The 26951-nt window shown below is 65.4% G+C and carries 18 protein-coding genes and 1 pseudogene; 13 read left to right on the forward strand and 6 right to left on the reverse strand.

Annotation, left to right across the window (positions count from 1 at the left end):
- Nucleotides 1–34: 34 nt before the first annotated feature.
- The gene (locus tag MSIL_RS11865) at nt 35–2842 is read right to left on the reverse strand and encodes a DUF6165 family protein (protein ID WP_012591322.1); all 2808 of its coding nucleotides are present in this window, start codon (nt 2840–2842) and stop codon (nt 35–37) included.
- Nucleotides 2843–3141: 299 nt separating this feature from the next.
- Between MSIL_RS11865 and MSIL_RS11870 the strand changes: the two genes are divergently transcribed.
- A complete protein-coding gene (locus MSIL_RS11870; protein ID WP_012591323.1) occupies nt 3142–3507 on the forward strand; it encodes a response regulator in 366 nt (121 codons plus the stop codon).
- Between the two features lie 94 nt (nt 3508–3601).
- Nucleotides 3602–4696, forward strand: a complete 1095-nt coding sequence (gene hrcA, locus MSIL_RS11875; protein WP_012591324.1) for a heat-inducible transcriptional repressor HrcA — start codon at nt 3602–3604, stop codon at nt 4694–4696.
- 24 nt (nt 4697–4720) lie between these two features.
- Here hrcA and MSIL_RS11880 read toward each other — a convergent pair whose 3' ends face one another.
- The 3 genes from MSIL_RS11880 to MSIL_RS11890 all read right to left on the reverse strand — a co-directional run bounded on the left by MSIL_RS11880 (nt 4721) and on the right by MSIL_RS11890 (nt 10169).
- On the reverse strand, nt 4721–5209 hold the full coding sequence (locus tag MSIL_RS11880) for a MarR family winged helix-turn-helix transcriptional regulator (protein ID WP_012591325.1): 489 nt from the start codon (nt 5207–5209) through the stop codon (nt 4721–4723).
- A 122-nt stretch (nt 5210–5331) separates the two neighbouring features.
- Nucleotides 5332–8109, reverse strand: coding sequence for a DNA mismatch repair protein MutS (gene mutS, locus MSIL_RS11885; protein ID WP_012591326.1), 2778 nt, complete (start codon nt 8107–8109; stop codon nt 5332–5334).
- Between the two features lie 83 nt (nt 8110–8192).
- Nucleotides 8193–10169, reverse strand: coding sequence for a potassium transporter Kup (locus MSIL_RS11890; RefSeq protein ID WP_012591327.1), 1977 nt, complete (start codon nt 10167–10169; stop codon nt 8193–8195).
- Between the two features lie 278 nt (nt 10170–10447).
- Between MSIL_RS11890 and hrpB the strand changes: the two are divergent.
- Nucleotides 10448–12944 (forward strand): annotated as a pseudogene (gene hrpB / locus MSIL_RS11895) (ATP-dependent helicase HrpB).
- Between the two features lie 8 nt (nt 12945–12952).
- Here hrpB and MSIL_RS11900 read toward each other — a convergent pair.
- The gene (locus MSIL_RS11900) at nt 12953–14272 is read right to left on the reverse strand and encodes a UDP-glucose dehydrogenase family protein (RefSeq protein ID WP_012591328.1); all 1320 of its coding nucleotides are present in this window, start codon (nt 14270–14272) and stop codon (nt 12953–12955) included.
- Nucleotides 14273–15139: 867 nt separating this feature from the next.
- Between MSIL_RS11900 and MSIL_RS11910 the strand changes: the two genes are divergently transcribed.
- The 7 genes from MSIL_RS11910 to MSIL_RS11940 all read left to right on the forward strand — a co-directional run bounded on the left by MSIL_RS11910 (nt 15140) and on the right by MSIL_RS11940 (nt 23343).
- Nucleotides 15140–16756 (forward strand): sensor histidine kinase, encoded by a 1617-nt coding sequence (locus tag MSIL_RS11910; RefSeq protein WP_012591329.1) that lies wholly within the window; start codon nt 15140–15142, stop codon nt 16754–16756.
- Nucleotides 16757–16919: 163 nt separating this feature from the next.
- A complete protein-coding gene (locus MSIL_RS11915; protein WP_012591330.1) occupies nt 16920–18605 on the forward strand; it encodes an FAD-dependent oxidoreductase in 1686 nt (561 codons plus the stop codon).
- Nucleotides 18606–18610: 5 nt separating this feature from the next.
- Nucleotides 18611–20317 (forward strand): cation:proton antiporter domain-containing protein, encoded by a 1707-nt coding sequence (locus MSIL_RS11920; protein ID WP_012591331.1) that lies wholly within the window; start codon nt 18611–18613, stop codon nt 20315–20317.
- A 56-nt stretch (nt 20318–20373) separates the two neighbouring features.
- Entirely contained in the window at nt 20374–20769 is a 396-nt protein-coding gene (locus tag MSIL_RS11925; RefSeq protein WP_012591332.1) for a DoxX family protein, read from the forward strand.
- A 13-nt stretch (nt 20770–20782) separates the two neighbouring features.
- Nucleotides 20783–21511, forward strand: coding sequence for a phosphatase PAP2 family protein (locus tag MSIL_RS11930; protein WP_012591333.1), 729 nt, complete (start codon nt 20783–20785; stop codon nt 21509–21511).
- Nucleotides 21512–21571: 60 nt separating this feature from the next.
- Entirely contained in the window at nt 21572–22510 is a 939-nt protein-coding gene (locus MSIL_RS11935; protein ID WP_012591334.1) for a diacylglycerol/lipid kinase family protein, read from the forward strand.
- Nucleotides 22507–23343, forward strand: a complete 837-nt coding sequence (locus MSIL_RS11940) for a metallophosphoesterase family protein (RefSeq protein WP_012591335.1) — start codon at nt 22507–22509, stop codon at nt 23341–23343. Before MSIL_RS11935 ends, MSIL_RS11940 begins: the two co-directional genes overlap by 4 nt.
- Nucleotides 23344–23361: 18 nt before the next feature.
- Here MSIL_RS11940 and MSIL_RS20800 read toward each other — a convergent pair whose 3' ends face one another.
- Nucleotides 23362–23604 carry a hypothetical protein gene (locus MSIL_RS20800; RefSeq protein ID WP_012591336.1) on the reverse strand — a complete coding sequence of 81 codons (243 nt, stop codon included), beginning with the start codon at nt 23602–23604 and terminating at the stop codon, nt 23362–23364.
- 239 nt (nt 23605–23843) lie between these two features.
- On the opposite strand from MSIL_RS20800, the gene MSIL_RS11945 reads away from it, so the two are divergent.
- From MSIL_RS11945 to MSIL_RS11955, 3 genes are all read left to right on the forward strand, one after another.
- Nucleotides 23844–24245, forward strand: a complete 402-nt coding sequence (locus MSIL_RS11945; protein ID WP_012591337.1) for a DUF4399 domain-containing protein — start codon at nt 23844–23846, stop codon at nt 24243–24245.
- Nucleotides 24246–24348: 103 nt separating this feature from the next.
- Nucleotides 24349–25500 (forward strand): FIST N-terminal domain-containing protein, encoded by a 1152-nt coding sequence (locus MSIL_RS11950; RefSeq protein WP_012591338.1) that lies wholly within the window; start codon nt 24349–24351, stop codon nt 25498–25500.
- Nucleotides 25487–26950, forward strand: coding sequence for an ATP-binding response regulator (locus tag MSIL_RS11955; protein WP_012591339.1), 1464 nt, complete (start codon nt 25487–25489; stop codon nt 26948–26950). The genes MSIL_RS11950 and MSIL_RS11955 overlap by 14 nt, the downstream gene beginning before the upstream one ends.
- Nucleotide 26951: the final 1 nt, after the last annotated feature.

The raw sequence follows: 26951 nt of genomic DNA on the forward strand, positions 1-26951 counted from the left end.
GGCGCGCCGATGGCAGATGACGCGACGCCAGGCCTCACGCGCGGGCGTAGGATTTCTCCTCGATAATGGCGGAATTGAACAACAGATTGATCTCTTTCTTCACATGAGCGCGCTTGTCGTTGCAGGTGTAGACAAGTCGCGCGAGAGAGACAAACTCCTCGTCGAATTTGTTCTTCGATTCGCACGAGCGCAATGCGTCTTCGACATCCCACAGAGATTCATTGGCCTTTCTTAACTCCGCCTCAAGACGCGCGAGCGCAGGGTCCGACAGATCGTGCTCATCTCGAAGCTTGCGCAACAGGGCGAGTTCGAAGCGTATGTTGTGCAGCTTGGCCGGATCGTCGACGCGGCGCTCCTTGATCTCAAGAATTGTGATCTTGTCGATGAGTTCGCCAACGCCTGCCGGTATGGCGATGAGCGCCGGCGGGTCTTCAGGTTGGAGCGCGTGCGGTCCTGCCGCGACGCTCTGATCGCTGGAAGACAAATCGGGCGGCGGGATAGAATTGCCGACGCCGCGGACAAGCGCGCCGACCGCCGCAGCCATTTCATCGAAAACGGGCCGCCATTGATCGCGCTCCTTTTGGCGGAACAACCGCATCGTCGGATACCATGGCGAATCTAGACGATGCAGCAGCCATCGCCAGTCCGGCGCATGTTTCAGGGCGACGAACACAGGCCGTCCAAGCGCGCCGGCGAGATGGGCTATGGCGGTGTCCGACGTGATGACGAGATCCAGAGATTCCATCACGGCGGCGCAATCGATAAAGGCGTCCGGCCCTGCGTCATAATCGGGCCCCGGCCCTTCGATGCGCGCCGATCCCTGCGGCGTCTCGATTTCCATCGGCCCTTCGCCCTTGACCAGGCCGATCAGGCGCGCGCCCTCGATCGCGGCGATCGGGCCGAGGCAGTCCAGGGAAAAGCCGCGCTTCAAATTGATCGCGGAATTTCCGCGCCAGCATATGCCGATCCGAAATCCTTCGGGGCCGATGCGCTGCGACCACTGGGCGACAGCCTGGGGCTCCGCGAAAAGATAAGGCGTCTGCGCCGGAATCGTTTCGAGCTCCGCGCCGAATCCGCCTGGCAGACTGAGCAAGGCGGATGCAAAATCATACCGGTCTTGAGGGTCCAGGGAGTCGATCATCCGAACGCGGGAATCCAGGCTGCGCAGCAGCCTTTGCATGGTCCTGCGGCACAACAGGGTGACTTCAGCCCCGCGCTCCTCAAGCAAGGGAATGTAGCGGCAGAACTGGATGAGATCGCCAAGCCCCTGTTCATCGTAAACGAGAATTTTTTTGCCCGTCAGATCCTCGCCGGTCCACCGGGCCGCCGCGGGAATGATGGGTCTCGGCGGCGCGTTGGATCGATCCCAACGACTTTCAAAGTCGCGAAAACCTTCTTTCAGCCTCCCCATCAGCAACAGCGCTCCGGCCCTGTTGTTGCGCGCATCTGGATAGTCTGGCTTGTAGTGTATGGCCTCGTTGAAACATGCAAGCGCTTCGTCGACATCCCCCTGTTCCTTCAGAGCGACGCCAAGGCTTGACAGCGCCTCCGGATAATGAGGGGAAAGCCGGAGCGCCTCATGGTAGGAGGCGACGGCGTCGGCGAGCCGGTCCATCTCCTGCAAGACGTTGCCGCGATTGAGCCAGGCCTCCGGCGCGGCCGGTCGGACGGACACGGCAAGGTCGAGCGAAACGAGCGCCTCCTCGAGCCGCCCAAGGCGGTGCAGCGCCGCGCCGCGCAAGCCCAACGCCTGCGGGTATTTTGGATCATGCCGCAACGCCTCGTCGCAATGGCGGATCGCTTCGTCGAGGCGGCCCCATTGCAGGCAGATATTGGCGCGGTTGGTCAGCGCCGGCAGGAACGCGGGCCTGATTTTCAGCGCCGCGGCATAGGCCATATAGGCGTCCTCGAGCCGGCCGAGTTCATGCAACAGATTGCCGCGATTGCAGATCGCCTCGCAGTAGCGGGGGTCGAGCACGAGAGCCGCGTCATAAGCGGCAAGGGCGGCCGACCGCCGGCCCAGCGCCTGCAAAGCAATGCCCTTGTTGTAGAGCGCCTGCGGATAACCCCCAGGCCGGCGCGCTGCGCGGTCGTAGCAGACGATCGCTTCATCGAGCCGTCCGAGTTTTTGCAACACATTGCCGCGATTGAGCTCGGTCTCGGGATCGGGCGGCCCGGATTGCGCCGCCGCCTCATAGGCGGCGAGCGCGTCTTCGTTGCGGCCGAGCTTTTGCAGCACCGAGCCCTTGTTGAAGAGGGCTCCGCCATTGTTGGGGCGCAGCGCGATGATCGCTTCGAAACAGGACAGCGCCTCAGTAAGACGGCCAAATCGTTCGAGCAGAGCGCCGCGATTGGTCAACGCCTCGCAATGCTTGGGCTGCGCCCGCAAAGCGCCTTCATAGGAGACGAGCGCTTCGTTCATGCGGCCAAGACTCTGTAAAATGACGCCGATGCTGAACAGCGCGTCGGCGTCGTTCGGGCGCAGTTTCAGGATGTCCTCAAAAGCCTCGAGCGCATCCTCGGGCTGGCCGAGTCTTTGCAGCACGATGGCGCGCGCGCTGAGCACCTCGAAATAATCGGGCTTCAAGGCGAGCGCGCGCTCGAACCAGATCAGCGCCTCGCGCAGATCCCCGGCGTTGAAGCAAATCAGCCCGAAGACATAACAGGCGAGATCGCTCCGCGCCGCCCGCTGGGCGTGTCCGCCGAGCTCCGCCAGCGCCTCGTCCGGTTGGCCGGAATTCAGAAAGGCGAACGCCCGCGTAATCGCGACCTGCAGCAGCGCTTTGTCGCGACTATGGCCTTGACCCGAAACAGCCGCGCTTTCATATTTTGGCACGCTCATGCATATCTCGCGAACAGCGCCGAGCCGTGCGCGCCGGCCGAGGCGAATTGAAAAGAGCTCGAGTGGGCGACTCGCGTCGAGAAGCGCCGCCCGCGGCGACCGCGGGTCGAGGGTTGGTTTGCACGGTTGTATGCGCTCGCGGCTTTCCCTCAGCGGACTGCCCGAGGCCATTCAAGGGCCGCAAGCTTTCGCCAGCCTGACGACTCGCCCCACATGAGATTTCACGCCGGATTTTAGGGAACCAATCAAGCGTTGCCGGATTTACTTCGGAGAGTCCTTGCGTTTGATGGCGGAGCGCCTTGAAAATCGACAGTGAATTCCGCGTTCTTGTTGTTGAGGACGAAGCCTTGATCAGCATGTTGATCGAGGACATGCTCGCCGATATCGGCTGCAACTATGTTGAGGTCGCGCCCTCGGTGGAAGCGGCGCTCGATGCGCTCACGCGCACAAAGCCCGATTTTGCGATGCTGGACATCAATCTGAATGGCAAACGGAGCTTTCCGATTGCCGACGTGCTGATTTCGCGCGCGATCCCCTTCATCTTCCTTTCGGGCTACGGCCCGCGCGGGCTCGATCAATGCTATGCGGGGACAAAAGTGCTGCAAAAGCCTTTTCAGCTTGGCGACCTTGAAAGCTGTCTCGAAGACGCGCTTGCGCCCGGCTGACGCATCAACACGCCCGCGCTGACGACGCCGCGTCCAGATCAGAGGCTGCATCGCGGCGCTTGCATCGGCGCGGCCCCGCGGCCATTGTCCTGAGATGGCCACGCCTCTCGACCACTCCCTCGATCGGGTGCGCTCCCGAGGCCTCACCAGCCTCAACGAGCGGTCCCGAGAAATCTTCCGGCAAATCGTCGATTCCTATCTTGCCTATGGCGAGGCGGTCGGCTCGCGCCAGGTGTCGAAGCTGCTGCCGACGCCGTTGTCTCCGGCGTCCGTTCGCAACGTCATGCAGGACCTCGAAGAAATCGGGCTGATTTACGCGCCCCATACCAGCGCGGGACGACTGCCGACCGAGCTTGGTCTGCGCTTTTTCGTCGACGCCATGCTGGAGCTCGGCGACGTCGGCCCCGGCGAGCGGGAGCAGATCGAGGCGCAGGTCAAGGCCGCCGCCTATGAGCAGCCGCTCGAAGGCGTTCTTGGCGACGCGATGAGCCTGCTCTCCGGGCTGACGCGCGGCGCCGGCGTCGTGGTCACCATGAAGGAAGACGCGCGGCTGAAACATATCGAATTCGTGCGGCTCGAGCCCGAACGCGCGCTGGCCGTCCTCGTCGCCGACGATGGATCGATCGAAAACCGCATTCTGCATATCCCGCCGCTGCTGCCGCCTTCCGCTTTGGTCGAGGCGGCGAATTTCCTCAACGCGCGAATTCGTGGCCGCACCCTCGCCGAGGTCCGGCGCGAGATCGAAGCCTCGCAGACCGCAGCCGAGCGTGAGCTTGGCGAGCTGACCGCCCGGCTGGTCGACGCCGGCCTTGCGAGCTGGGCCGACAGCGCGGGCAGCGGCCCGCAGCTGATCGTCAGGGGTCAGGCCAATCTGCTGCAGGACCTCACCGCGATCGAAGATCTCGAACGTATCCGCCTGCTGTTCGCCGATCTCGAGACCAAAAAGGACGTGATCGACCTTTTGAGCCGGGCGGACAGCGGCGAGGGGGTGCGCATCTTCATCGGCTCGGAAAACAAGCTGTTCTCGCTCTCCGGCTCGTCCATGATCGCCGCGCCCTTCCACGACGAGCATCAGCGCATCGTCGGCGTGCTCGGGGTGATCGGGCCGACGCGGCTGAATTACGCGCGCATCGTGCCGATGGTCGATTACACCTCGAAGGTGGTGTCGCGGATGCTGCAAAATCGCTGACGCGGCAAGCTGTTGCTCCGACCTTCAGCCCGGATCGAGCCGCGAACCGGCCTTCGGCGGCTTGTCCGGCTTTTCGCGCTTGCCGAGCAGCGCGTTGCGGATCCGCCGCAACTCCTTGCGCACGGCCTTCAAATCCTCCGGCGACCGGCCCATCGCCCGGGCGATCTCGCCGGGAATGGTTTTGGCCGAGGCGCGCATGTCGCCGCCCTTTTGCGTCAGGCTGACGCGCACCTGACGCTCATCCTTCGGATCGCGCGCGCGGGCGAGCAAGCCAGAGGCCTCAAGCCGCTTCAGGAGCGGAGTCAGGGTGCCGGAATCGAGATAGACGCGCTCGCCAATGGCCTTGACCGTAATGTCGTCGGCCTCCCACAACACAAGCATCACCAGATATTGCGGGTAGGTAAGGCCGAGCGGCTCCAACAGCGGCGCATAGACCTTGTTCACCGCATGCAGGGTCGAATAGAGGGCGAAGCAGACCTGCTGGTCCACGCGCGGCAGTTCGTCATCGGCCATTGCGAGCGCCCCCTTCGCCGCCCTTCCGGGCAGCGTCATCTATACGATTGATTTGCAGGCAATGAAACGGCGATCCGCATAAGGGCGCAAACAAGGACGGCCCTGTCCAGATCAACGCAAGCTTACGCCTCGCCGGCGCGCAAACGTTTCAGGCGATAGAGCTCCTCCAGCGCGGCCCGCGGCGAGAGCTCGTCCGGGTTCACCGCGTCGAGCGCAGCTCCAAGGGCGTCGGCGGACCCGCCGCCATGGGCGATCTCAGCCGGCTCCGGGGCCTTGACGTAAGACGCGGAAAACAGCGGCAGATCGGCGACGAGCCGGTCGCGGCTGCTCATGCGCTCCGCCGCCTCGAATTCGGACAGGAGCAGCCTTGCCCGCGCGACCACCTGCGCCGGCAGCCCGGCCAGCTTCGCCACCTGCACGCCATAGGATTGGTCGGCGGCGCCAGCGATGATCTCGTGCAGAAATATGACATCGCCCTTCCACTCGCTGACGCGCACGGTCAGATTGTCGATCCGCGCCAGCCGTTTGCCAAGCTGGGTCAGCTCGTGGAAATGGGTGGCGAACAGCGCCCGGCTGCGATTGACCTCATGCAGATGCTCCATCACCGCCCAGGCGATCGAGAGGCCGTCGAAGGTCGCCGTGCCGCGGCCAATCTCGTCGAGAATGACCAGCGATCGGGCTCTGGCGGAATTGAGGATCGCCGCTGTCTCGACCATCTCGACCATGAAGGTCGAGCGCCCGCGCGCGAGATCGTCCGACGCGCCGACGCGCGAAAACAGCCGGTCGACGACGCCGATATGGGCGCGCCGCGCGGGCACGAAGGAGCCGATCTGCGCCAGCACGGCGATCAGCGCGTTCTGGCGCAGATAGGTCGATTTGCCGGCCATATTCGGCCCGGTGACGACGGCGATGCGGCCGCCCTCCTCCGCGAGCCCGGACAGATCGCAATCATTGGCGACGAAGGGCGCGCCGCCGCGGCGCAGCGCCGCCTCAACCACCGGATGGCGGCCGCCTTCGATGTGAAATTTCAGCGAGCCGTCGACCTCCGGCCGGGTCCAGCCGCAATCCGCGGCGAGTTCCGCCAGGCCCGCCGCCGCGTCGATGCAGGCGAGCGCCGCTGCGGCGCGCTTGATCGCCTCGCCCTGCGCCAGCAGGGTCGCTGCGAGCTCATCGAAAATCGACAGTTCCCGGACAAGCGCCTGATCGGCGGCCGTTGAGATTTTCACGTCGAGCTCGGAGAGCTCCGGCGTCGAGAAGCGCATTGCGCCAGCCATCGTTTGACGATGGATGAACATGGCGTCAAACGGCGGCTTCAGCAGTTTCTCGCCCTGCGCCTGCGGCGCTTCCAGATAGAACCCGAGAAAATTATTATGCTTCAGCTTGAGCTGGCGCATGTCGGCGAGGTCGCAATAGCGCGCCTGCAGAGCCGCGACGACCTTGCGCGTATCGTCGCGCAGCGCCCGCAACTCGTCGAGGCCGGCGTCGAAATCTGGGGCGACGAAGCCGCCGTCGCGCCGGTTGAGCGGCAGGGCGTCGGCGAGCGCCGATTGAAGCTTCTGCGGGACCAGCGGATCGAGCGCGCCAGCCGCCGCGCATGCCTGCGCAAGTTCGCCGGGAAGATTTTCCGCGGCGCGGAGCGTCTCCACGAGCGCGCGGGCGGCGAAGAATCCGTCGCGCAGGGCGGCGAGATCGCGCGGACCGCCGCGCTCGAGCGCAAGCCGCGCGATTGCGCGCATGAGATCGGGCGCGGCTTTCAGCGCCCGCCGCGCCGCCTCGCGCAGCGCCGGCTCGTCGAAGAAGAAGGCGACCGCCTCCTGGCGCCGCGTGATCTCGTCCGGATCGGTCAAGGGTGCCGCCAACCGCTCGGCCAGCAGCCGGCCGCCGGCGGCGGTCACGCTGCGGTCGATCGCGCCGATCAGCGATCCTTCACGCGCGCCGCCCAGCGTCCGGGTCAGCTCCAGATTGGCCCGCGTCGCGGCGTCGATCGACATATGCGCCTCACGCGCGACCCGCGTCGGCAGACTCAAGGCCGGGCGCGCAGAGAATTGCGTGCGATCGACGTAAAATAGCGCCGCCGCCGCCGCCGCGATTTCCGCAGGCGACAGCGCGCCAAGCCCATCGAGCGTCGCGAGGCCGAAGAAATCGCAAATGCGCCGTTCGGCTGCCGGGCCCTCGGCGGCGAGGCGCCCGAGCGGCGTCAGCGGCGCCCGCGCTTCGCGGGCGAGGCGGACGAACAGGGGCTGATCCATCAGCCCCTCGGGAATGACGATCTCGGCAGGCTCGATGCGCGCGATCTCGGTCTCGATCTGGGCCTCGGGCGCTTCGCTGAGAAGAAATTCGCCGGTCGAAATATCGAGCGCGGCGAGGCCGTAAGACCATTGCCCGTCAGCCTGGCGCGCGCGCGCGATCGCGAGCAGCCTGTTGGCTCTGGCGGGATCGAGCAGGGTCTCCTCGGTAATCGTGCCGGGGGTGACGAGCCGGCGCACCTCGCGCCGCACTACCGATTTCGCGCCGCGCTTTTTCGCCTCGGCTGGATCTTCGATCTGTTCGCAGACGGAAACGCGATGGCCGAGCGAGATCAGCCGGTGCAGATATTCCTGCGCGCGCTCGACGGGCACGCCGCACATCGGAATGTCTTCGCCCTGATATTTGCCGCGCCGCGTGAGCACGATGCCGAGCGCCTTGGCGGCGATCTCCGCGTCCTCGAAGAAGAGTTCGTAGAAATCGCCCATGCGGTAGAACAGGAGCGAGCCGGGATGGGCCGCCTTGATCGCGATGAACTGCGCCATCATCGGCGAGATTTTGGCGGGACCGTCCTGCGGCTCACTGGGGCGTCGGGCCGCGCTCTCGGGCGCCGCCGCCTGCGCGCGCGATTTTCTTGCTTCGGGTTCGATGGACATCGCGCCAAGCTAGCAAAGCCGGCGCTGGAGCGCATCGCCCGCGCGGAGGCTGTCCAGAGGGATTTTCGACGGGAGCGACGACGTCAGATCGTCAGTTGCTCGCCAAGTTCGACGACGCGGTCGGAGGGAATGGAAAAATAATCCGTCGGATTGGCCGATTGGCGAAACAGCGCGATGAACAGCTTGTCCTGCCACATCGGCATGCCGGAATTCTGCGCCGGCTTGATCTTGCGCCGCCCGACGAAGAAGGAGGTGGTCATGATGTCGAATTTGAGCCCCGCCTTGCGCAGGCTCGCCATCGCCGCCGGGATGCGCGGGCTCTCCATGAAGCCGAAATGAAGCACGATGCTGGTAAAGTCGTCGGACAGCTTGGTGATCTCGATGCGTTTTTCCGGAGGCACGCGGGGCGTCTCCTCGGTCTTCACCGACATGAGCAGTACCCGCTCATGCATCACCTTGTTATGTTTGAGGTTATGCATGAAGGCGGAGGGCGCGACCTCCGGCGAGGTGGTGAGAAAGACGGCCGTGCCCGCCACGCGGATCGGCTTCGACTTCTCGAGCATGCGGATGAGATCCCGCATCGAGATCGAATCGCGCCGTGTCTTTCGCGCGAGAAGGTCGGCGCCGCGGACCCAGGTCCACATCACGATCATCGCGCAGGCGCCAAGCAGCAGCGGCACCCAGCCGCCATCGACGACCTTCAGAAGATTGGCGCTGAGGAAGGCGAGATCGACGATGAGGAAGGCGGAGACGAACAGGACGCTGAGCCAGAGCGGCCAGCGCCAAAGCTTCCACACGACGACGAAAGCGAGCAGCGTCGTCACCACCATGGTGCAGGTGACGGCGATGCCATAGGCCGAGGCGAGCGCGCTCGAACTCTTGAACATCAGCACGAGAATCAGCACGCCGATCAGCAGCAGCCGGTTGACGCGCGGCAGATAGATCTGGCCCTCCTGCGTCTCCGAGGTGTGCAAGATCAGCATGCGCGGCAAGAGGCCGAGCTGGATCGCCTGACGCGCCAGCGAAAAAGCGCCTGTGATCACCGCCTGGCTGGCGATGATGGTGGCCATCGTCGCCAGAAGAACCAGCGGCAGCAGCGCCCACGACGGCGCCATCAGAAAGAAGGGATTTTCAACCGCGGCGGGGTTGGACAGGACAAGGGCGCCCTGTCCGAGGTAGTTGAGGACGAGCGCCGGCAGCACGAACAACAGCCACGCGCCCTGGATCGGCAGGCGCCCGAAATGCCCCATATCCGCGTAAAGCGCCTCGGCTCCCGTCACCGCGAGGAAGACCGAGCCGAGCACGACGAAGCCGAGCAGGCCGTGGCCGAACAGAAAAGCGAGGCCCCGGATCGGATCGAAGGCGAGGAGAATGCGCGGTGAATCATGGATGTGCATCGCGCCGAGCACGCCCATGGAAAGGAAAAAGACCGCCATGATCGGGCCGAAAAACGCCGCGACGCGCGCGGTGCCATGGCTCTGGACCCAGAAAATCGAGATAAGGAGAACGATTGTCGCCGGCAGCACGTAGGGCGAGAAATGCGGCGTCACCAGTTCTAGGCCTTCGAGGGCGGACAGAACCGAGATCGCCGGCGTGATGATGGCGTCGCCCGAAAACAGCGCGGCGCCGGCGACGCCGAGAAAAAACACCGGGGCGGTGCGATGGCCGAGCGCGCGCTGCGCCAGCGCCATCAGCGAGAGGGTGCCGCCCTCTCCCTTATTGTCGGCGCGCATCAGAAACAGCACATATTTGGCGGTCACCGTGAAGAATAGCGCCCAGATCAACAGCGACACGGTGCCGATCACGCCGGTGTCGGTGACTTCGCCTTTCATGTGATGCAGCGATTCGCGCAGCGCGTAGAGGGGGCTCGTGCCGATGTCGCCAAAAACGACGCCGAGAGAGCCCAGCGCCAGACCCGCGACCGCCGTCTTGTGCTGAGCCGGCGGATGGCCGGCAGGCGGGTGGCCGGCATGATGCCCGGGCGACGTCTGGCCGGCGGGAGGCGGGCTCGCCCCGGGCTTGCCGGACGCCGGCGTTTCATGCGCAATCTGCTGCGCCATACTCGATGTCCTTCAGCAGACGTCATGATGCGCTGCGGCGCGAGCAGGCCGACTGCCCGCACGGGCTGAAACTAGCTTTAATCAAGATGCGTTCATAGCGGGCCGTGGCCGATAAGCCTTGGCCGTGTCAACGCCGCCACAGGACGCCGGTTGCAGGTTTTTTTGCGCCGCCGCATGGCCCGACCGCGTTGCAAGCCGCGCGCCATGCGGTTTGGCCCAACCCCTGATGAGCGCGTCGCCCCTTGCCGATCGGCCGTCGAAGCGCCATCAAAGCTGCAATGCCTGAGCCCTCCCCCTCGCCGCCCGTTTTTTCCTCCCCTTTGCCCATCGACGCCGTCCTCGGCGACGTCATGGCGCATTTCGCGGCGGCGCGGCGGGCCGTGCTGGTCGCTCCGCCTGGAGCCGGCAAAACCACCCGCCTGCCCCTCGTGCTGATCGAACAGGACTGGGCGCGCGGCCAGAAAATCATCATGCTGGAGCCGCGCCGCATCGCCGCCCGCGCAGCGGCCGACCGCATGGCGAAAACGCTCGGCGAAAAAGTCGGAGAGACGATTGGGCTGCGCGTCCGGGCGCAGACCGAAGTCTCGCGGCAGACACGGCTCGAAGTGGTCACCGAGGGCGTTTTTACCCGTATGATCCTCGTCGATCCGGCCCTCACGGGCGTCGCCATGGTCATTTTCGACGAATTCCATGAGCGCTCGCTCGACGCCGACCTTTCGCTGGCGCTCGTTCTCGACGCCGCCGCCGCCCTCCGCGAGGATCTGCGTCTCCTCATCATGTCGGCGACGCTCGATGGCGCGCGGGTCGCCTCGCTTCTTGACGACGCCGCCGTGATTGTCAGCGAGGGACGCGCTTTTCCGGTTGAGACGCGCTATCTCGGCCGCAAGCCGGGTGAGCGAATCGAGGCCGCCGTCGCCGCCGCCGCGCTTCGCGCGCTCGCGGAACAGAGCGGCTCGATCCTCATTTTCTTGCCCGGCCAGGGCGAGATTCTACGCACGGCGGCGATGCTTGCCGAGAAGATCCGCGATCCGGCGGTGACGATCGCGCCGCTCTACGCCGCGCTGGACCGCGCGACGCAGGACCGCGCCATCGAGAAGATCATGCCGCCGCAACGAAAAATCGTGCTGGCGACGTCGATCGCGGAAACCTCGCTGACGATCGAGGGCGTGCGGATCGTGATCGACTGCGGGCTGACGCGCGCGCCCCGATTTGAGCCCGATCGCGGCCTCACCTCGCTCGAAACCGTGCGCGTCTCGCGCGCCGCGGCCGACCAGCGCCGCGGACGCGCCGGCCGCACGGAGCCGGGCGTCTGCTACCGTCTGTGGGAAGCGGCCGCGACCGGTTCGCTCACGCCCTTCGCGCCGCCCGAAATCACGGCGGCCGACCTGTCCGGCCTTGTTCTCGATCTCGCCGCCTGGGGCGCGCGCGATCCCTTGAGCCTCAAATGGCTCGATCCGCCGCCGCTCCCAGCCCTGAAGGAGGCGAGAGCCCTGCTTGGCGAAATCGGCGCGCTTCAACCGGACGGCGCGCTGACCGATCTTGGCCGCAAAATCCAGACTTTCGCGCTGCCGCCGCGATTGGCGCGCATGATCATCCTCGCCGCGGCGCAAGGTTTCGGCGCCCTCGCCGCCGAAGTCGCGACGCTGCTCGTCGAGCGCGGGCTTGGCGGCGAATCGCCGGAACTCGCGCAAAAACTCGATCGCTTTCGCCGCGACCGCTCGCCACGCGCCGAGGCCGCGCGAAAGCTCGCGCAGGGTTTTGCGCGCAAGGCGGCGGCCCGCTGGGAAATTCTGGACGCTTCGCAATGCGGCGCCTGCCTCGCCCTCGCCTTTCCCGACCGGATCGCCAAGCGCCGCGGCGCCTTGGGCGAGTTTCTGATGGCGAACGGGCGCGCCGCCGCGCTGGAGCCGCATGACGCGCTGGCGCGCGAAAATCTCCTCGCTATCGGAGAGATCGCCGGCCGGGCCGGCGCCGCCCGCATCCTCGCCGCCGCCGCTCTCAGCGAATCAGAGCTTGAAGAGGCGGCCGGCGCCGACATCATAATGCAGGAAGAGGTGAGCTTCGATCCGGGCAGCCTGTCGCTGCGGGCGCGGCGACGGCGACGGCTTGGCGCTCTCATTCTCAGCGAGCAGAACCTGCCGGCGCCCCCCGGGCCGGACTCAGCCCCGCGCACTCGCCGAGGGAATTGCGGCCTCCGGGGGGCTTCCGAAGCTCCCGTTTACCAAAGCGCAAACGCAATGGCGCGACCGGGTCGCCTTCCTGCGCCGCGCCGAGCCGGAGGAATCCTGGCCGGATCTCTCGGACGCGGCGCTGGCGCAAACCGCGGCGGACTGGCTGGCCCCTTTCATCGAGGGCCGAACGAGCCTCGCCGCGATCACTTCGGACGATCTTGAACAGGCCCTTGGCGCCTTGCTGGCGTGGGATATGCGCCGCCGTCTCGACGCGGAGGCGCCGACGCATTTCGAGACGCCGGCCGGATCGCGCATCCCGCTCGACTATTCATCGGAAGGGCCGCCGACGCTTTCGGTGCGAGTGCAGGAGCTTTATGGGCTGTCGCGCCATCCGGCGCTGGCGCGCGGCAAAATTCCGCTGACGCTCGAACTGCTGTCGCCGGCCTCGCGGCCGATCCAGGTCACCGCCGATCTGCCGGGATTCTGGGGCGGCTCATGGGCGGCGGTTCGCACGGAGATGAAGGGCCGCTATCCGCGCCATCTCTGGCCGGACGACCCGGCGCGCGCGGAGCCGACCACGCGCGCCAAGGCGAGAACGAAATAAAGCCGGGACTAGACTTTGGCCCGGGCGCCGCGTCCGACGTCGGAATAGCGGAACTGCTTGCGCTCCATTTCGGCCGGATCATAGATATTGCGCAAATCGATCATGATCGGCGCCGTCAAGAGCGACTTCACCCGCTCGAGGTCGAGAGCGCGGAACTCGTCCCATTCGGTGATGATGACAAGCGCGTCGGCGGCGTCGCAGCAGGAATAGGGATCGTAAAAATAGGTCAGATCCTCGAGCACGAGGCGCGCCTGATCCATGCCTTCCGGGTCGAACACATTGACCTTGGCGCCGCCGTCCTGAAGGGCGGTGATGATCGAAATCGCCGGCGAATCACGCATGTCGTCGGTGTTCGGCTTGAACGTCAGGCCGAGCACCGCGATGGTCTTGCCGCGCACCGAGCCGCCGAGCGCGGCGAAGACTTTGCGGGCCATGGCGCGCTTGCGCTGGTCGTTGACCGCGGCGACCATCTCGACGATGCGGATCGGCGAATCATAATCCTGCGCCGTCTTGATCAGCGCCTGCGTGTCCTTGGGAAAGCAGGATCCGCCATAGCCCGGCCCGGCATGCAGGAATTTCGAGCCGATGCGGTTGTCGAGGCCGATGCCGCGGGCGACATCCTGCACATCGGCGCCGACCCGCTCGCAGAGATCGGCGATCTCATTGATGAAGGTGATCTTGGTCGCGAGAAACGCGTTCGCGGCGTATTTTGTCAGTTCCGACGTGCGGCGGCTCGTGAAGACGAAAGGCGCGCGGTTGAGGTAAAGCGGGCGATAGACTTCCGTCATCACCTCTTTGGCCCGCTCATTCTCGACGCCGAGAACGATGCGGTCGGGCCGCTTGAAATCGTCGATCGCCGCACCTTCGCGCAGGAATTCGGGGTTCGAGACCACGGCGAATTCAGCGTCGGGCCGCGCTTCGCGGATGATGCGCTCGACTTCGTCGCCGGTTCCGACCGGCACCGTCGATTTCGTGACCACCACCGTGAAGCCGTCGAGGCCCGCCGCAATATCGCGCGCGGCCTGATAGACATAGGAGAGATCCGCGTGGCCGTCGCCGCGCCGTGAAGGGGTGCCGACCGCAATGAAGACGGCGTCCGCCTTGCCGACGGTGCCGATGAGATCGGTCGTAAAGGAGAGGCGCTTGTGGCGGACATTGTTGCCGACCAGTTCTGCAAGACCCGGCTCATAGATCGGCATCTTGCCGGCCTTGAGGGAATCGATTTTCCGCACGTCGGAATCGATGCAGGTGACGTTATGCCCGAAATCGGCGAGGCAGGCTCCAGAAACCAGTCCAACATAGCCTGAGCCAACCATTGCGATATGCATATTCCGCCTCCAGAAAGGATGAGCCGCCTGAAACCCTTGCAGGAGCTATACCACTTCGCAAAGACATGTTGAAGCAACCCCCGTGCGAAGGCGGAGTGTAGCGAAAGTGTCATTTTGACGCCGGCTGCTCTCGGTCAGCGCCGATCTCGCCTAGTTTTGCGGAAATTGCCGCGACATCATGCCACCGGATTGTTCAAATCATGCGCAGCGCGTCGAGATCGGCTCAAAAAAGCGCTGATACTTTCAAAATCGCGGGGGGTTAATCCCTGCCGCATGGTCGGCCCGGCGCGCGCCGCCAATCTCATAAGCGCGAAACAAAAACAGGCCCGCAAGCGTATGATGTTCATGGAATGAAACAGCGGATGCGTCGTCTAAGACCAGCGCGTGTGAAATCACACATGCGGCGGCCGAGCCGCCTGCTAGAACTTGGTGCTTTTGAATGAAATCTCAAACGGTATTTTGATCAAGAAGTTAGAGTCTTAAAGTATCTGCAGCTGCAGGGTGGCGCGGGGCGACGCCGTCGTCGAAAGCGAAGTTTATGAGATTGAAGACTGCGATGCGGCAGAACTCTCGCCAGACGCCAGATACGGCGCGCGGCTCCGCGTCGGGTCGTCCGGGCGGGATGAATAATTTCGGGCCGACGCCCGGCGCAAGCTTGGGCTGGGAGTTGATCAAACCCGTCGCCCTCTCCATATGCGGACAGATGTACGCTTTCGATTTGGCCTTGGCGCGGTGTGCCGTAAAATTTCGCTTCGCGCGCGCCTCGAGGAAAGAAAGCGCCCCGACGCCGCGGAGCGCCCCAACGATGATGGCGGCCGACTCGTGGCTGCGGCCGCCGCCTTTGCCGCGCTGGAGCGCTGAAAGCCCATGAGCGAGCTCGCCATTCCTCCAAACGTAGGCCATGAGTCGCTCGCCGCAGAGCCGGCGGCGCGGACGGCGCGCGCGGGCCGGCGGCGCAAGCTGCGCTTTGGCCTCTCGATGCGCGTGCTGGTGCTGAATACGGCGTTCGTCATGATCGCCGCGACGATGATTTACGTGCCGGCCATCTCGATCTACCGCTCCTACTGGCTGCACAACCGGCTCAGCGCCGCCTACACGGCCGCGCTCGTGCTTGAAGCGGCGCCGAGCGCAATGACGCCGCCCGAGCTGTCGCGCCAGCTGCTCGATAGCGTCGGCGCGCGGGTTATCGTCCTCAATATGAAGGGCACCAAGCGGATCCTCGCTTCCTCCGACCTGCCGCCCGCCGTCGACGCTGTCTATGATCTGCGCACCCAGTCGCTCGGGGACGTCCCGCTCGAGGCCATCGAGACGCTGTTCGCGCCGAGCGGGCGCGTCATCACCGTTCTGGGGGCGGCTCCGATGGGAGGCGACGCCGTCGCGATCACCATGGATGAAGCGCCGCTCAAGCGCGGCATGGAGGCCTATTCGCGGCGACTTCTCATCATGACGCTCGTGATGTCCGCGATCGTCGCGATCCTGGCGACGATCGCCATCAATATCATGGTGCTGCGGCCGGTCCGAAGGCTGACCGACAATATTACCGAATTCGGCGCGGACCCTGAGAATGCGGCGCGGATCATCGAGCCCTCCGGCAGCGAACACGAGATTGGCCAGGCGGAGGCGGCGCTCGCCGTCATGCAGGAATCGCTCGTGCGCGAGCTGAACCAGAAAAAGCATCTCGCTGCGCTCGGCCTCGCGGTGGCGAAGATCAACCATGACATGCGCAACATGCTGTCTTCGGCGCAGCTTCTGTCGGATCGTCTCGCCAATGTCACCGATCCGCTGGCCCAGCGCATCGCCCCGAAACTCGTTGCGACGCTCGATCGGGCGATCCGCTTTTGCCAGGCGACGATGACCTATGGCCGGGCCGTGGATGAGCCGCCGAAGCCGCGCCGCTTTCTGCTGCGCCCGCTTGTCGAGGAAGCGATCGAAAGCGTCGGGCCGCTGGCGGCCGGGCATATCGAATTTGTCAATGACGCGCCGGAACGCCTCGAGGTCTGCGCCGACCCGGAGCAGATGTTCCGCGTCCTCGTCAATCTTCTGCGCAACGGCGTCGAGGCCTTGCAGAGCGCCGGATCGGCTCCCGGCTGGCCGGCGGAGATACGCATTGCGGCGCGCGAGCGGCTCGGGCCTTACGATGGGCGTCCCGCCGGCGGCCCGGCGGCAAAGGGCGCGACGGGCGCGCCTGCCGGACGCGCCGAAACAATCATCGAGGTTTCGGATTCCGGCCCCGGCGTCCCGGATTCGGCCCGCGCAAAACTGTTCGCCGCCTTTTTCACGGCCGATCGCGCCGGCGGCACGGGCCTTGGGCTCGTCATCGCATCCGATCTCGTGCGCGCCCATGGCGGGTCCCTGACGCTTGCTCCGCCCGCGACGGCGAGCGCAGCCGAGCCCCCGGGCGCGAAATTCATCATCACCCTGCCGCTTCATCCCGCAGCCTCCGAGGCGACGGCGTCTTCGCGTTTTGAAAACGCGCCGCTCTGACCGTTGCGATCTGGCGCGTTTGGGCCAGGCGGATTTTAGCCTTGCCATCCGGCCGCGGTTCGCCGAAAATTCCGCTTCGCCGCCACTTTGATAAGGATCGCCCCGCCGCCACGCCGCGCGCGCTGTCCGCAGACCCAAATTTGCCCGCAACGGAGACGCGCGATTGACCTTAACGCTCGAAACGCCGCAGCTTACGACTGGCTCCGCGCTCGATCCGGCCGACCCCTATGAGCGCCGGGCGCAAACGTTTCCGCAGCTGACGCATGAGCAGGTCGCGCGCCTCGCCATGTTCGGCAAGCAGGAGTTGCTGCCGTCCGGCGTAATTCTGTTCGATCGCGGCCAGCGCAACAGCGATTTCTTCATCGTCCTCGACGGCGCGATCGAAATCTTCGATCATGGCGAGGATTGCCAGCCGGACGTCTTTATCGTCCTCACCGCGCGGCAGTTCACCGGCGAGCTCAATCTGTTCAACGAGCGCGAATCGCTCGTCAGCGGGCGGACGCGCGGGGAAACGCGCCTCATCCGGGTCAAACGCGCCGATTTTCGCCGCATGGCCTCAATCGAGACCGATTGCGCCGAAATCATCATGCGGGCGTTCATTCTGCGCCGGGTCGGCCTCATCCGTCACGCGCGCGGCGCCGTCTTTCTGGTGGGTCCGGCGCACTCCGGCGACACCATCCGGCTGCAGCGCTTTCTGACCCGCAACGCCTATCCGCACCGGCTGCTCGACACCGAAACCGACCCCGACGCCGACGGCTTCATCGACTGCTTCGAGATCAAGGCCGATCAGCTGCCCGTCGTGATCGATTCCCGGCAGGAGGTGCTGCGCAACCCCTCGACAGCCGCGCTCGCCGACGCGCTCGGCCTCACCGAGACGATCGATCCGGCCCATGTCTATGACGTCGTCGTCGTCGGCGGCGGTCCGGGCGGCCTCGCCGCCGCCGTTTACGCCGCCTCGGAAGGGCTCGACACGCTGGTGATCGAAGGCGAGGCGCCCGGCGGGCAGGCGGGCACGAGCTCGAAGATCGAGAATTACCTCGGCTTCCCGACCGGCATCTCGGGACAGGCGCTTTCGGGCCGCGCGCAGGTGCAGGCGCAGAAATTCGGCGCCAAGCTGGCGATCTCGCGCGATGTGGCGGGGATCGATTGCTGCGGATCGCCGCTGGTGCTGCAGCTCGAAGACGGCGGCGAGGTTCGCGCGGAGACGCTCGTCATCGCCTCCGGCGCCCGCTACCGCAAGCTCGACCTGCCCGATTACGAACGGTTCGAAGGCCAGGGCATTCATTACGCCGCGACCGCCATGGAAGCCGCGCTCTGCGGCGACGAGGACGTCATCGTCGTCGGCGGCGGCAATTCGGCCGGCCAGGCCGCGCTGTTTCTGTCGCGCAAGACGCGGCATGTGCATATCGTCGTGCGCGCTCCCGATCTATCCGCGACCATGTCCTATTATCTGATCGAGCGGATTTTGGGCTCCCCATCGATCACGCTTCATGCGCGGACCGAAATTACCGGCCTCCATGGCGGCGACCGGCTGAGCGGGGTGACGCTGACCGACAGAGCAACGGACGAAAGCCAGCTGTTGCAGGTTTGTAACATGTTCGTCATGATCGGCGCGACGCCGAACACGGGCTGGCTTGCGGGCTGCCTGACGCTGGACGAAAAAGGTTTCGTCGCGACAGGGGCGGCGGTTGGGGGCTCGGCGGCCTCTCCCTACGCGACCTCGCTGCCCGGCATTTTTGCTGTCGGCGACGTCCGCGCCGGCTCGACCAAGCGGGTCGCCTCGGCGGTGGGCGAAGGCTCGGTTGTGGTGTCCGACATCCATCGCTTCCTCGAAGCGAAGCGAGGCTGATCGCCATGGACCATATCCACGCTGTCCTCGATTCGCTGCTGCCCGTCGTGCTTTTGCTGCTGTTCGGCGTCATCGCCGCCGTGGCCTGCCGCGCGGCGCGCCTCAGCCCAATCGTCGGCTATCTGGCGCTCGGCATCCTGTTGCACGCCAGCGGCGTTGACGGCGCGAGCGCCACCATCGCCCTGCTGGCGGAGCTTGGCGTCGTCTTCCTGCTGTTCGACATCGGCCTGCATTTCTCGCTCAACCATCTGCGCGAACAGGCCCGCGACATCTTTGGCTTCGGACCGGTGCAGGTCGCGCTTGGCGCGCTCGGTCTTGGCCTTGGCGGCCTCATTTTGGGGCTCGCCCCGCTGCCCGCCTTTTTGCTCGGCGCGACGCTGGCGCTCTCCTCGACCGCGGTCGTCGCCGGACTGCTGGCTCAGCGGCGCCAGCAGAATTGCCCTGTCGGCCTGACCGCCACGGCGATTCTCATCTTTCAGGACGTCGCCGCGATCTTCCTTTTGATCATCGTCAACGCCATCGGCGGCGAGTCGGGGCCGATGGCGCCGCAGCTCTTCCTGGCGGTGGTCAAGGCGGCGGCGGCCTTCGGCGTCGCCTTTGCGCTGGCCCGCCTTGTCGTGCGGCCGCTGTTCGATCTCATCGCCCGCACCGACAACGCCGAGGTGTTTACGGCAAGCGCCCTGCTCGTCGCCCTCGCCGCGAGCTGGGCCACGGGCTCGATCGGCCTCTCCCTCACGCTCGGGGGATTTCTCGGCGGCATGATCATCGCGGAGACGCCCTATCGGCCGATCATTCAGGCGGAGACCAAGCCGTTCCGCAATCTGCTGCTGAGCTTCTTCTTCATCTCCGTCGGCTTGTCGCTCGACCTTAACGCGCTCAGCCAGAACTGGCTGGCGATCCTTGGCGTCACCATCGCTCTGATCGCCATCAAGATCGTGACCAATGGCGTCTCGAGCCTGATCTTCCGCTGGTCGATCCCAGGCTCGACCCAGCTCGGCTTCCTGCTGGCTCAGGGCTCGGAATTCGCCTTTGTCATCCTCAGCATGCCGACGATGCGTCTCCTGATCGGCGACCGCGCCGCAGCGATCATTATTTCCGCCGTCGCTCTCAGTCTGGCGCTAACGCCGGCGATCGCAAAACTCGGCCGCAAACTCGCCGGCAAAATGCGCGCGCGTCGGGCGGCGAGGCAGGAGCGCGAACTTCTCCAGAGCGAACTCGCCGCTCCCGTGCTGATTATCGGCATGGGGCGCGTCGGTCGCACCGTCGCCGACGCGCTGAGCGAATTCGACATCGGCTATGCGGCGATCGAGGCCGACCAGAAGACCTTCGCCGACGCCAATGCCGACGGCTATGAGGTTTTGTTCGGGGATGCGGCGGATCCGCGCATTTGGGAGCCGCTCAACGTCAGGGAGCGGAAAATTGTGGTCATCACGACGCCGGACCTTCAGATCTCGCGCGAATTGACCCCCCTTGCAGCGTTGGCCTTTCCCCACATCAAGCGCTTCACGCTTGCGGCAAACGAAGCCGAACACGCGGCTTTTGCTGCGATCGGCCTCCTGCCCGTCATTGACGCCTCGACCCCGCCAGGCCTCGATCTCGCCGTCGCTTTGCTGGTCGAACTCGGCATCGACCGCGCGGCGGCCGAGGCCTGGGCGCTCGAACATGAGGCGCGCGCGCGGGAGTCGGTCGTAGCCGCCGAGGCGGCCGAATAGGCGCGGCGGCGAACCCGGGCGCAGGATCATCGCGGGCGGATCGTTTTCGCGCGCCGATGCGCTGGGCGATGGCGGCGTTCTATTTTGCCGCCGGCGTGCTGCACCTGTCCTATCCCGCCCGGTTTCTGCCGATCATGCCGGATTTCGTCCCATTTCCCGGCGCCGTCGTGCTCGCGACGGGCGCCTGCGAGATTGCCGGGGCGCTCGGCTTGATGATCCCCCGCCTGCGCCGCCTCGCCGGAATTATGCTGGCGCTTTACGCGATCGCGGTGTTCCCCGCCAATCTCAAACACGCCTTTGCGGGCGTGCGCGTCGAGGGCCTGCCCGATAGCTGGCTTTATCATGGGCCAAGGCTCGTGATGCAGCCCGTGCTGGTCTGGTGGGCGCTTTTCTGCTCCGGCGTTATCGACTGGCCCTTCAGGCTGCCCCACAAGAAGGCTCCTCCGACATGAGGCTGAACGCGCCTTGAAGCCGTCCCTGCAAACGATTCGCTCCGCGATCGAGCGGTCCGGATTTCAGCCGCTGGTCGCGCTGTTCCTGATCTCGGCTCTAATCGCTTTCGCCCTCATCGTCGACGAAGTGCTTGAAGGCGGCACGGACGCGACCGACCGGGCGCTTCTGCTTGCCTTTCGGACGCCGGCCGACCCCGCCATCCCCATCGGGCCGCCCTGGCTGCTGCAATCGGCGATCGATATCTCCGCGCTCGGCGGCTTCACCGTGATCTGGCTCATGACGGCCGCCGCGAGCGGCTTTCTCATTCTGGCCAAGCGGTGGCGCGCTCTCGTGATTCTTGTGGCCGCGATCGGCGGCGCCTCCGCGCTCAACGCTTTGATCAAACTCAGCTTTCACCGGACCCGGCCGGATATCGTTCCGCATCTGACGCAGAGCTGGAGCGCCAGCTTTCCGAGCGGCCATGCGATGATCTCGGCGGCGGCCTATCTGACCATCGCCGCGATCGTCGCGGAAACGCAGACGTCGAAAGCCGTGCGGTTTTATCTGGTCTCGCTGGCGGTGCTGATGACGGTTGCGATCGGCGTCAGCCGGATCTTTCTCGGCGTCCACTGGCCGTCCGACATTATTGCCGGCTGGGCCGCGGGCGCCGCCTTCGCATTGTGTTTCTGGACCATCGCGCGAAAAGCGGCTCCCGAGACGAGACAGGCGCAGGAGGCCTTACGCGACAAGGGGGACGGCTAAAGCAGAGCGTACATCGTCTTTCTCCGGAACGGCTAGCTGCGGCGCGGCGTTTGGTTCACCATGACCAATGATTTGTCGCCAGACCTTGATCTCCGCCCCGCCAGGACGCCGTCCATCCGGCGCATCGCCGCAATCGTCAATGAGGCCGGCGGCGGCGTCGGAGCCGGCGCGGCCGACGAGCTTCGCCGCATCGTCGCGAATTTCTCGCCGGGCGCCGACGTCGTCAGCGTGGGCCCGGGTGAAATTGCCGGGGCGCTGCGCGCCGCCGTCGATAAAAATCCGGATCTGCTCATCACCTTGGCCGGCGACGGCACGGCGCGCCTCGCCGCCGAGCTATGCGGAGCGGACGGCCCCCTGTTCGCCCCGCTCGCCGGCGGCACCATGAACATGCTGCCCTATGCGCTCTATGGGCGCCACAGTTGGCAGGACGCTCTCGACGGCGCCCTCCGCGCCGGAGTCGTTCGCCCAACGCCGGGCGGCTCGGTTGCCGGCCGGCCGTTTTATGTCGCGGCGATTCTCGGCGCGCCAGCGCTCTGGGCGCCGGCGCGCGAGGCAGTCCGGCACGGAAAGCTCATGCTGGCCCTGACGCGGGCGCGGCGGGCGCTCGCCCTCGCCTTCAAGTCCAAGCTACGCTTCGAACTCGACGGAGTTCCGCAAAGCAAGGCGGAGGCGGTCGCTTTCGTCTCGCCACTGATGACGGAGGCCTGCGCCGGCGAGGCATTTATGGAGGCGGTGGCGCTCGATCCGCGCCACGCCGTCGACGCGTTTCGGATTGGCTTTGCTTCCCTGTTTGGCGACTGGCGAAGCGATCCGGCAGTCCGCTCGCACTGCTGCAAGGCGGCGCATATTACCGCAAGGCAAGCCATTCCATGCCTGCTCGACGGCGAACTGTGCCGGTTGGACCACGACGTCGAGGTCGCTTTTGTCCCCAACGCCTTCTACGCGCTCGTCGGACCAGATGCTCCGCTGCCGGATGCAGCGGCCGACGCCAAACTGTGACCGCCGCCCCCACGCTCATCCGGCTCGTCCACCTCAGCGATCCACATTTCGGCACTGAGAACGGCGACGCCGTCGAAGCCGCCGCCGCCGCCGCGAGGGCGCTGCGGCCGGACCTCACGATCGTTTCGGGCGACCTCACCGCCGAGGGACGATCGCAGGAATTTTCTGCCGCGCGGGACTGGCTGGCGAGCCTGCCACAACCGCAGATCGTCACTCCCGGCAATCATGACACGCCGGTCTGGAACCTGCCGCAACGCCTTTTTTGGCCTTTCGGCCGCTATCGCGCCTACGTCGGCCAGCCCGCCGCGGCCGGCTTTCTTCCCGGCCTCACCGTGCGCAGCCTCAATACGGCGCGCGGCGTTCAGCCCCGATTCGACTGGTCGAAGGGCTCAATCGACCTTGACGCCGTGCGGCAGGCGGCCAAGGAGATGACGGTCGCAACCAAGGCGCTCAAGGTGTTCGTCTGCCACCATCCGCTGGTCGAGATGACGAACGCCGCCGTATCGGGCGGCGTGCATCGCGGCCTTGCCGCCGCGCGCCTGCTCGCCGAGCAAAACATCGATCTGATCCTCAGCGGCCATGTGCATAATCCGTTCTCTCTCGCTCTGCCGTGGGGCGACGGAAAGACCTATGCGGTGGGAGCTGGCACGCTCTCGCAACGGACGCGGGGAACTCCGGCCTGTTTTCTGACCATCGAAGCCGGCCCGGACACGATCAGGGTGGCTGTCCAGGAGTGGACCGGGGCCGGTTTCGAGCAGGGCCTCGTCTGGGCGCTGCCGCGCCGGCGCCTCGGGAACTACGAGAAGGAGGAGGCGAGCCTCCCCCTCAGCTAGCGGCCTTACGCCCGCAGCCTATCTTCCGAGGGAAAAGTTGCCGGGACCTTCCGGATTATAGGGGCTTGCGCCAAGCCCCATGCGGCCACGTGTGCCTGAGCAATCATAGGCCGCGCGGTCCTGCTGCTGCAGCGAATATCCCGTCGGGCAGGGATCGTGGGGCTCATAGTAAGACGCCGGCGGTTCGCGGTAGCGCTGCGCCAGGGCTACGCCGGGAGCCGCCATAGCGACCGAGACAAGGATTGCCCCAAACCATTTCATGTGCGTTTTCCTTCGAACAGACGAGGCTGGCCTGCGGCTCACAAGGCGCGAAAACCCTGCGGTTCGTCAAGCGCCGCCGCCCGCTAAGCGGCCCCTTCTGATATTGGCCGCCGCCGTTGCGATGTAAGGCCTTCAGCGGAATTTTCGTCAAAAACCCGCTTTCCGCGGCGGCGGACATCGGGCTTACTCCATCCTGCTCGATCGCCGGGGCCCACCATCAAGACGACAGGATCCAATTCATGAAGCATGTCCTAAACCTTGCCGCCGTTTTAGCGCTCGCTGTTGCGACGCAGGCTCTCGCTGCGCCGGAGCCGCGCGTCTATTTCATCGAGCCCAAGGATGGGGCGAGCGTCGAAAGCCCGGTCACAGTGAAATTCGGGCTGGACAATTTCAACCTGAAGCCCGCCGGCGACACGACGCCGGACAGCGGCCATCATCATCTCATCGTTGACGGCGGCCCGATTCCGAAAGGCGAAATCATCGGCGCCAGCGAAACCTCGATTCACTTCGGCAAGGCGCAGACGGAAACCCAACTCAAGCTGTCCCCCGGCAAGCACCGGCTGACGCTACAGCTTGGCGATGGAGCGCATCAATCCTATGGGCCGGATCTCAGCGCCTCAATTACGATCGACGTGAAATAATCGCCTGAGCGAGCGGCGCGGATTTCGGGCCGCGCCATTCCTGCGCTAGAATGAAAAGCAAGAGAGCACAGGCGCGGCAAGCGCCGCGAGCAGGGACAGGACAATGAGCGGGCGCGGGGCGATACGACGCGGATTTTCGACGGCGCCCGATCCTGTCACGGCGGTGCGCGAATTTCACGACGCCATCGCCCAGCCCGATATTGGCCTGGTCGTGTTCTTCTGCTCCTACAGCTTCGACCTCAATGTGCTGGAGCCGGAGCTGCGGCGCATGTTCGCCGGCGTTCAGGTAATCGGCTGCACCACGGCCGGAGAAATCACCCCGATCGGCTATCTTGACGGGTCGATCACCGGCTTCAGCATCGCGGCCTCCCATTGCGTCGCGGCCACCGCCCTGATGCAGAATCTGTCCAATTTCCAGATGTCCGACGGGCACGCCGCGACGCAAAAAGTCGTCTCGGCCATGGGCGAGAAAGGTTATACGCTCGACCCGCGGGACTCTTTCGCGCTCCTTCTCATCGACGGCATGTCCCGCAATGAGGAGGTCGTGCTCGCCTCGATGCATCTTCTAATGGATATGACGCCGCTCGTCGGCGGCTCCGCGGCGGATAATCTCTGCCTCAACGGCGCCTTCGTCTATTGCGACGGCGCCTTCCACAGCGACGCGGCCTTGCTCGCGGCGATCCGCATCAAAGCGCCGTTCCGAATCCTGAAATGCCAGCATCTCGTCGGCTCCGACGAACGAATGGTGGTGACGCGCGCCGATCCGCACAGCCGCAAAGTGTTCGAGCTCAACGGCGAACCGGCGGCGCGAGAATATGCGCGACTGCTCAATCTGCCCGAGCGCGCCCTGACCCCTTCGACCTTCTCCACTTATCCGCTGATGGTCAAGATCGGCGCCGATTTTCATGTCCGCTCGATTCAGGCCGCCCATTTCGACGACAGCCTCACCTTCTTCTGCGCGATCGACGAAGGCGTCGTATTGCGGCTCGCCAAAAGCGAAGCGGTGCTGCCCAATCTCACCGCCTTTTTCGAAGGCGTGAACGAAAGCTTCGGACAACCCGAGCTCGTGATCGGCTTCGACTGCATCTATCGCAGCCTCGCGCTGGAAAAGGCCCAGACGAAACGCCTTGCCGGCGCATTGCTCGCCGCCAATCATGTGATCGGCTTCAGCACTTATGGCGAGCAGTTCGCCGGCATGCATTTGAACCAGACCTTTACCGCAATCGCCATCGGCAAGCCTTATGACGATCTCTGACTTCTCGGCGCCGAGCGCGGCGCGGACGACGCCGTCGGAACCTTCCGCGCAGCAGCAGGAGGTCGCAGCTCTGCGCGCGGAAATCGCAAGGCTGCGGCGGGTCAACTCCGTGCTGATGGACCGCGTCGAAAACGACATGAGCGCCAAGAGCAACAACGCATTCACCTTGTTTCAGGCGGCGATCACGCTGGAAAACAGGGTCGCCGAGCGAACCGCCGAGCTAACCAATCTGACGCATCAGCTGTTTCAGCAGATTTCGGAGCGCTGCGCCGCCGAGAAAGCCCTGCTGTCCGCGAAGGGCGACGCCGAAAAGGCCAATCTCAGCAAGACCCGCTTTCTCGCCGCAGCCAGCCACGATCTGCACCAGCCGCTGAATGTGGCTCGCCTCTTCCTTGGCATGCTCGGCGAGCATGTCGGCGAATATTCAGACCCGCAATCGCGTGGCAGCGAGCTTGTCGCCAATATCGAGGCGGCGCTCGACACAGTCGACGAGCTGGTGCGGACGCTGGTCGATATTTCCCGCCTCGACGCCGGCGTCTGGCCGGTCGAACTCAGTTCTTTCGCGCTTCAGCCGCTGCTCGACCGGCTGCGCCAGGATTATGAGCCGCAGGCGGAAGCCGTCGGCCTTCGGCTTAGGACGGTCGCCAGCGCAGCCGCGGTTCACAGCGACCGCGTTCTGATCGAGCGCGTGCTGCGCAATTTCATCAGCAACGCGCTGCGCTACACGGCGGAGGGCTCGATCCTGATCGGCTGCCGCAGGCGCGGCGCGGACGTCTCGGTCGAGATTTACGACACAGGCGTCGGCGTCGCCGAAGAGAATTTGAAGCTGATCTTCGAAGAATTCCGGCAACTTGGCGCGGCGGCGCGCGAAGGCGACCGCGGGCTTGGGCTCGGGCTTGCGATTACCGAGCGGATCGCCCGGCTGATCGACGCCAAAATCGAGGTGCGTTCGATCCTCGGACGCGGCTCGTGCTTCGCCCTGCGGCTCAGATCGAGCGAGGCGCCCCCTGCTGTCCCCGAGCCGATCCTCGAGCCTGGCGGGGCATCGCTCGCCGGGCTTTGCGTCGTCGTGATCGACAATGACATGCGGCTGCGCAATGCGCTTTCGGCGCTGCTGCGCTCCTGGAACTGCATCACAATCGCCGTGCGCTCGCCGCATGCGGCGATCACCGCGCTCAGCGCCGCGCGCAAGGCGCCGCATCTCGTTATCGCAGACTATCATCTCGATAATGGCGTTTTCGGAACGCAGGCCGTCGCGGCGATGCGCGCGGCGTTCGGGCAGGAGCTGCAGGCGCTGATCGTCTCCAGCGATTCGAGCGGCGAGCTGCAGCGGGCGTTAAAGCGGCAGGGCTATGATTTTCTCGCCAAGACTGCGCCGCCGATGCGGCTGCGGGCCATGCTGACCGCACTCGCCTCGCGCCGCGCCGCGTCCTCAGCGTCTCCGCAATAGT

This window comes from Methylocella silvestris BL2 (assembly GCF_000021745.1).
GTDB lineage: Bacteria > Pseudomonadota > Alphaproteobacteria > Rhizobiales > Beijerinckiaceae > Methylocapsa > Methylocapsa silvestris.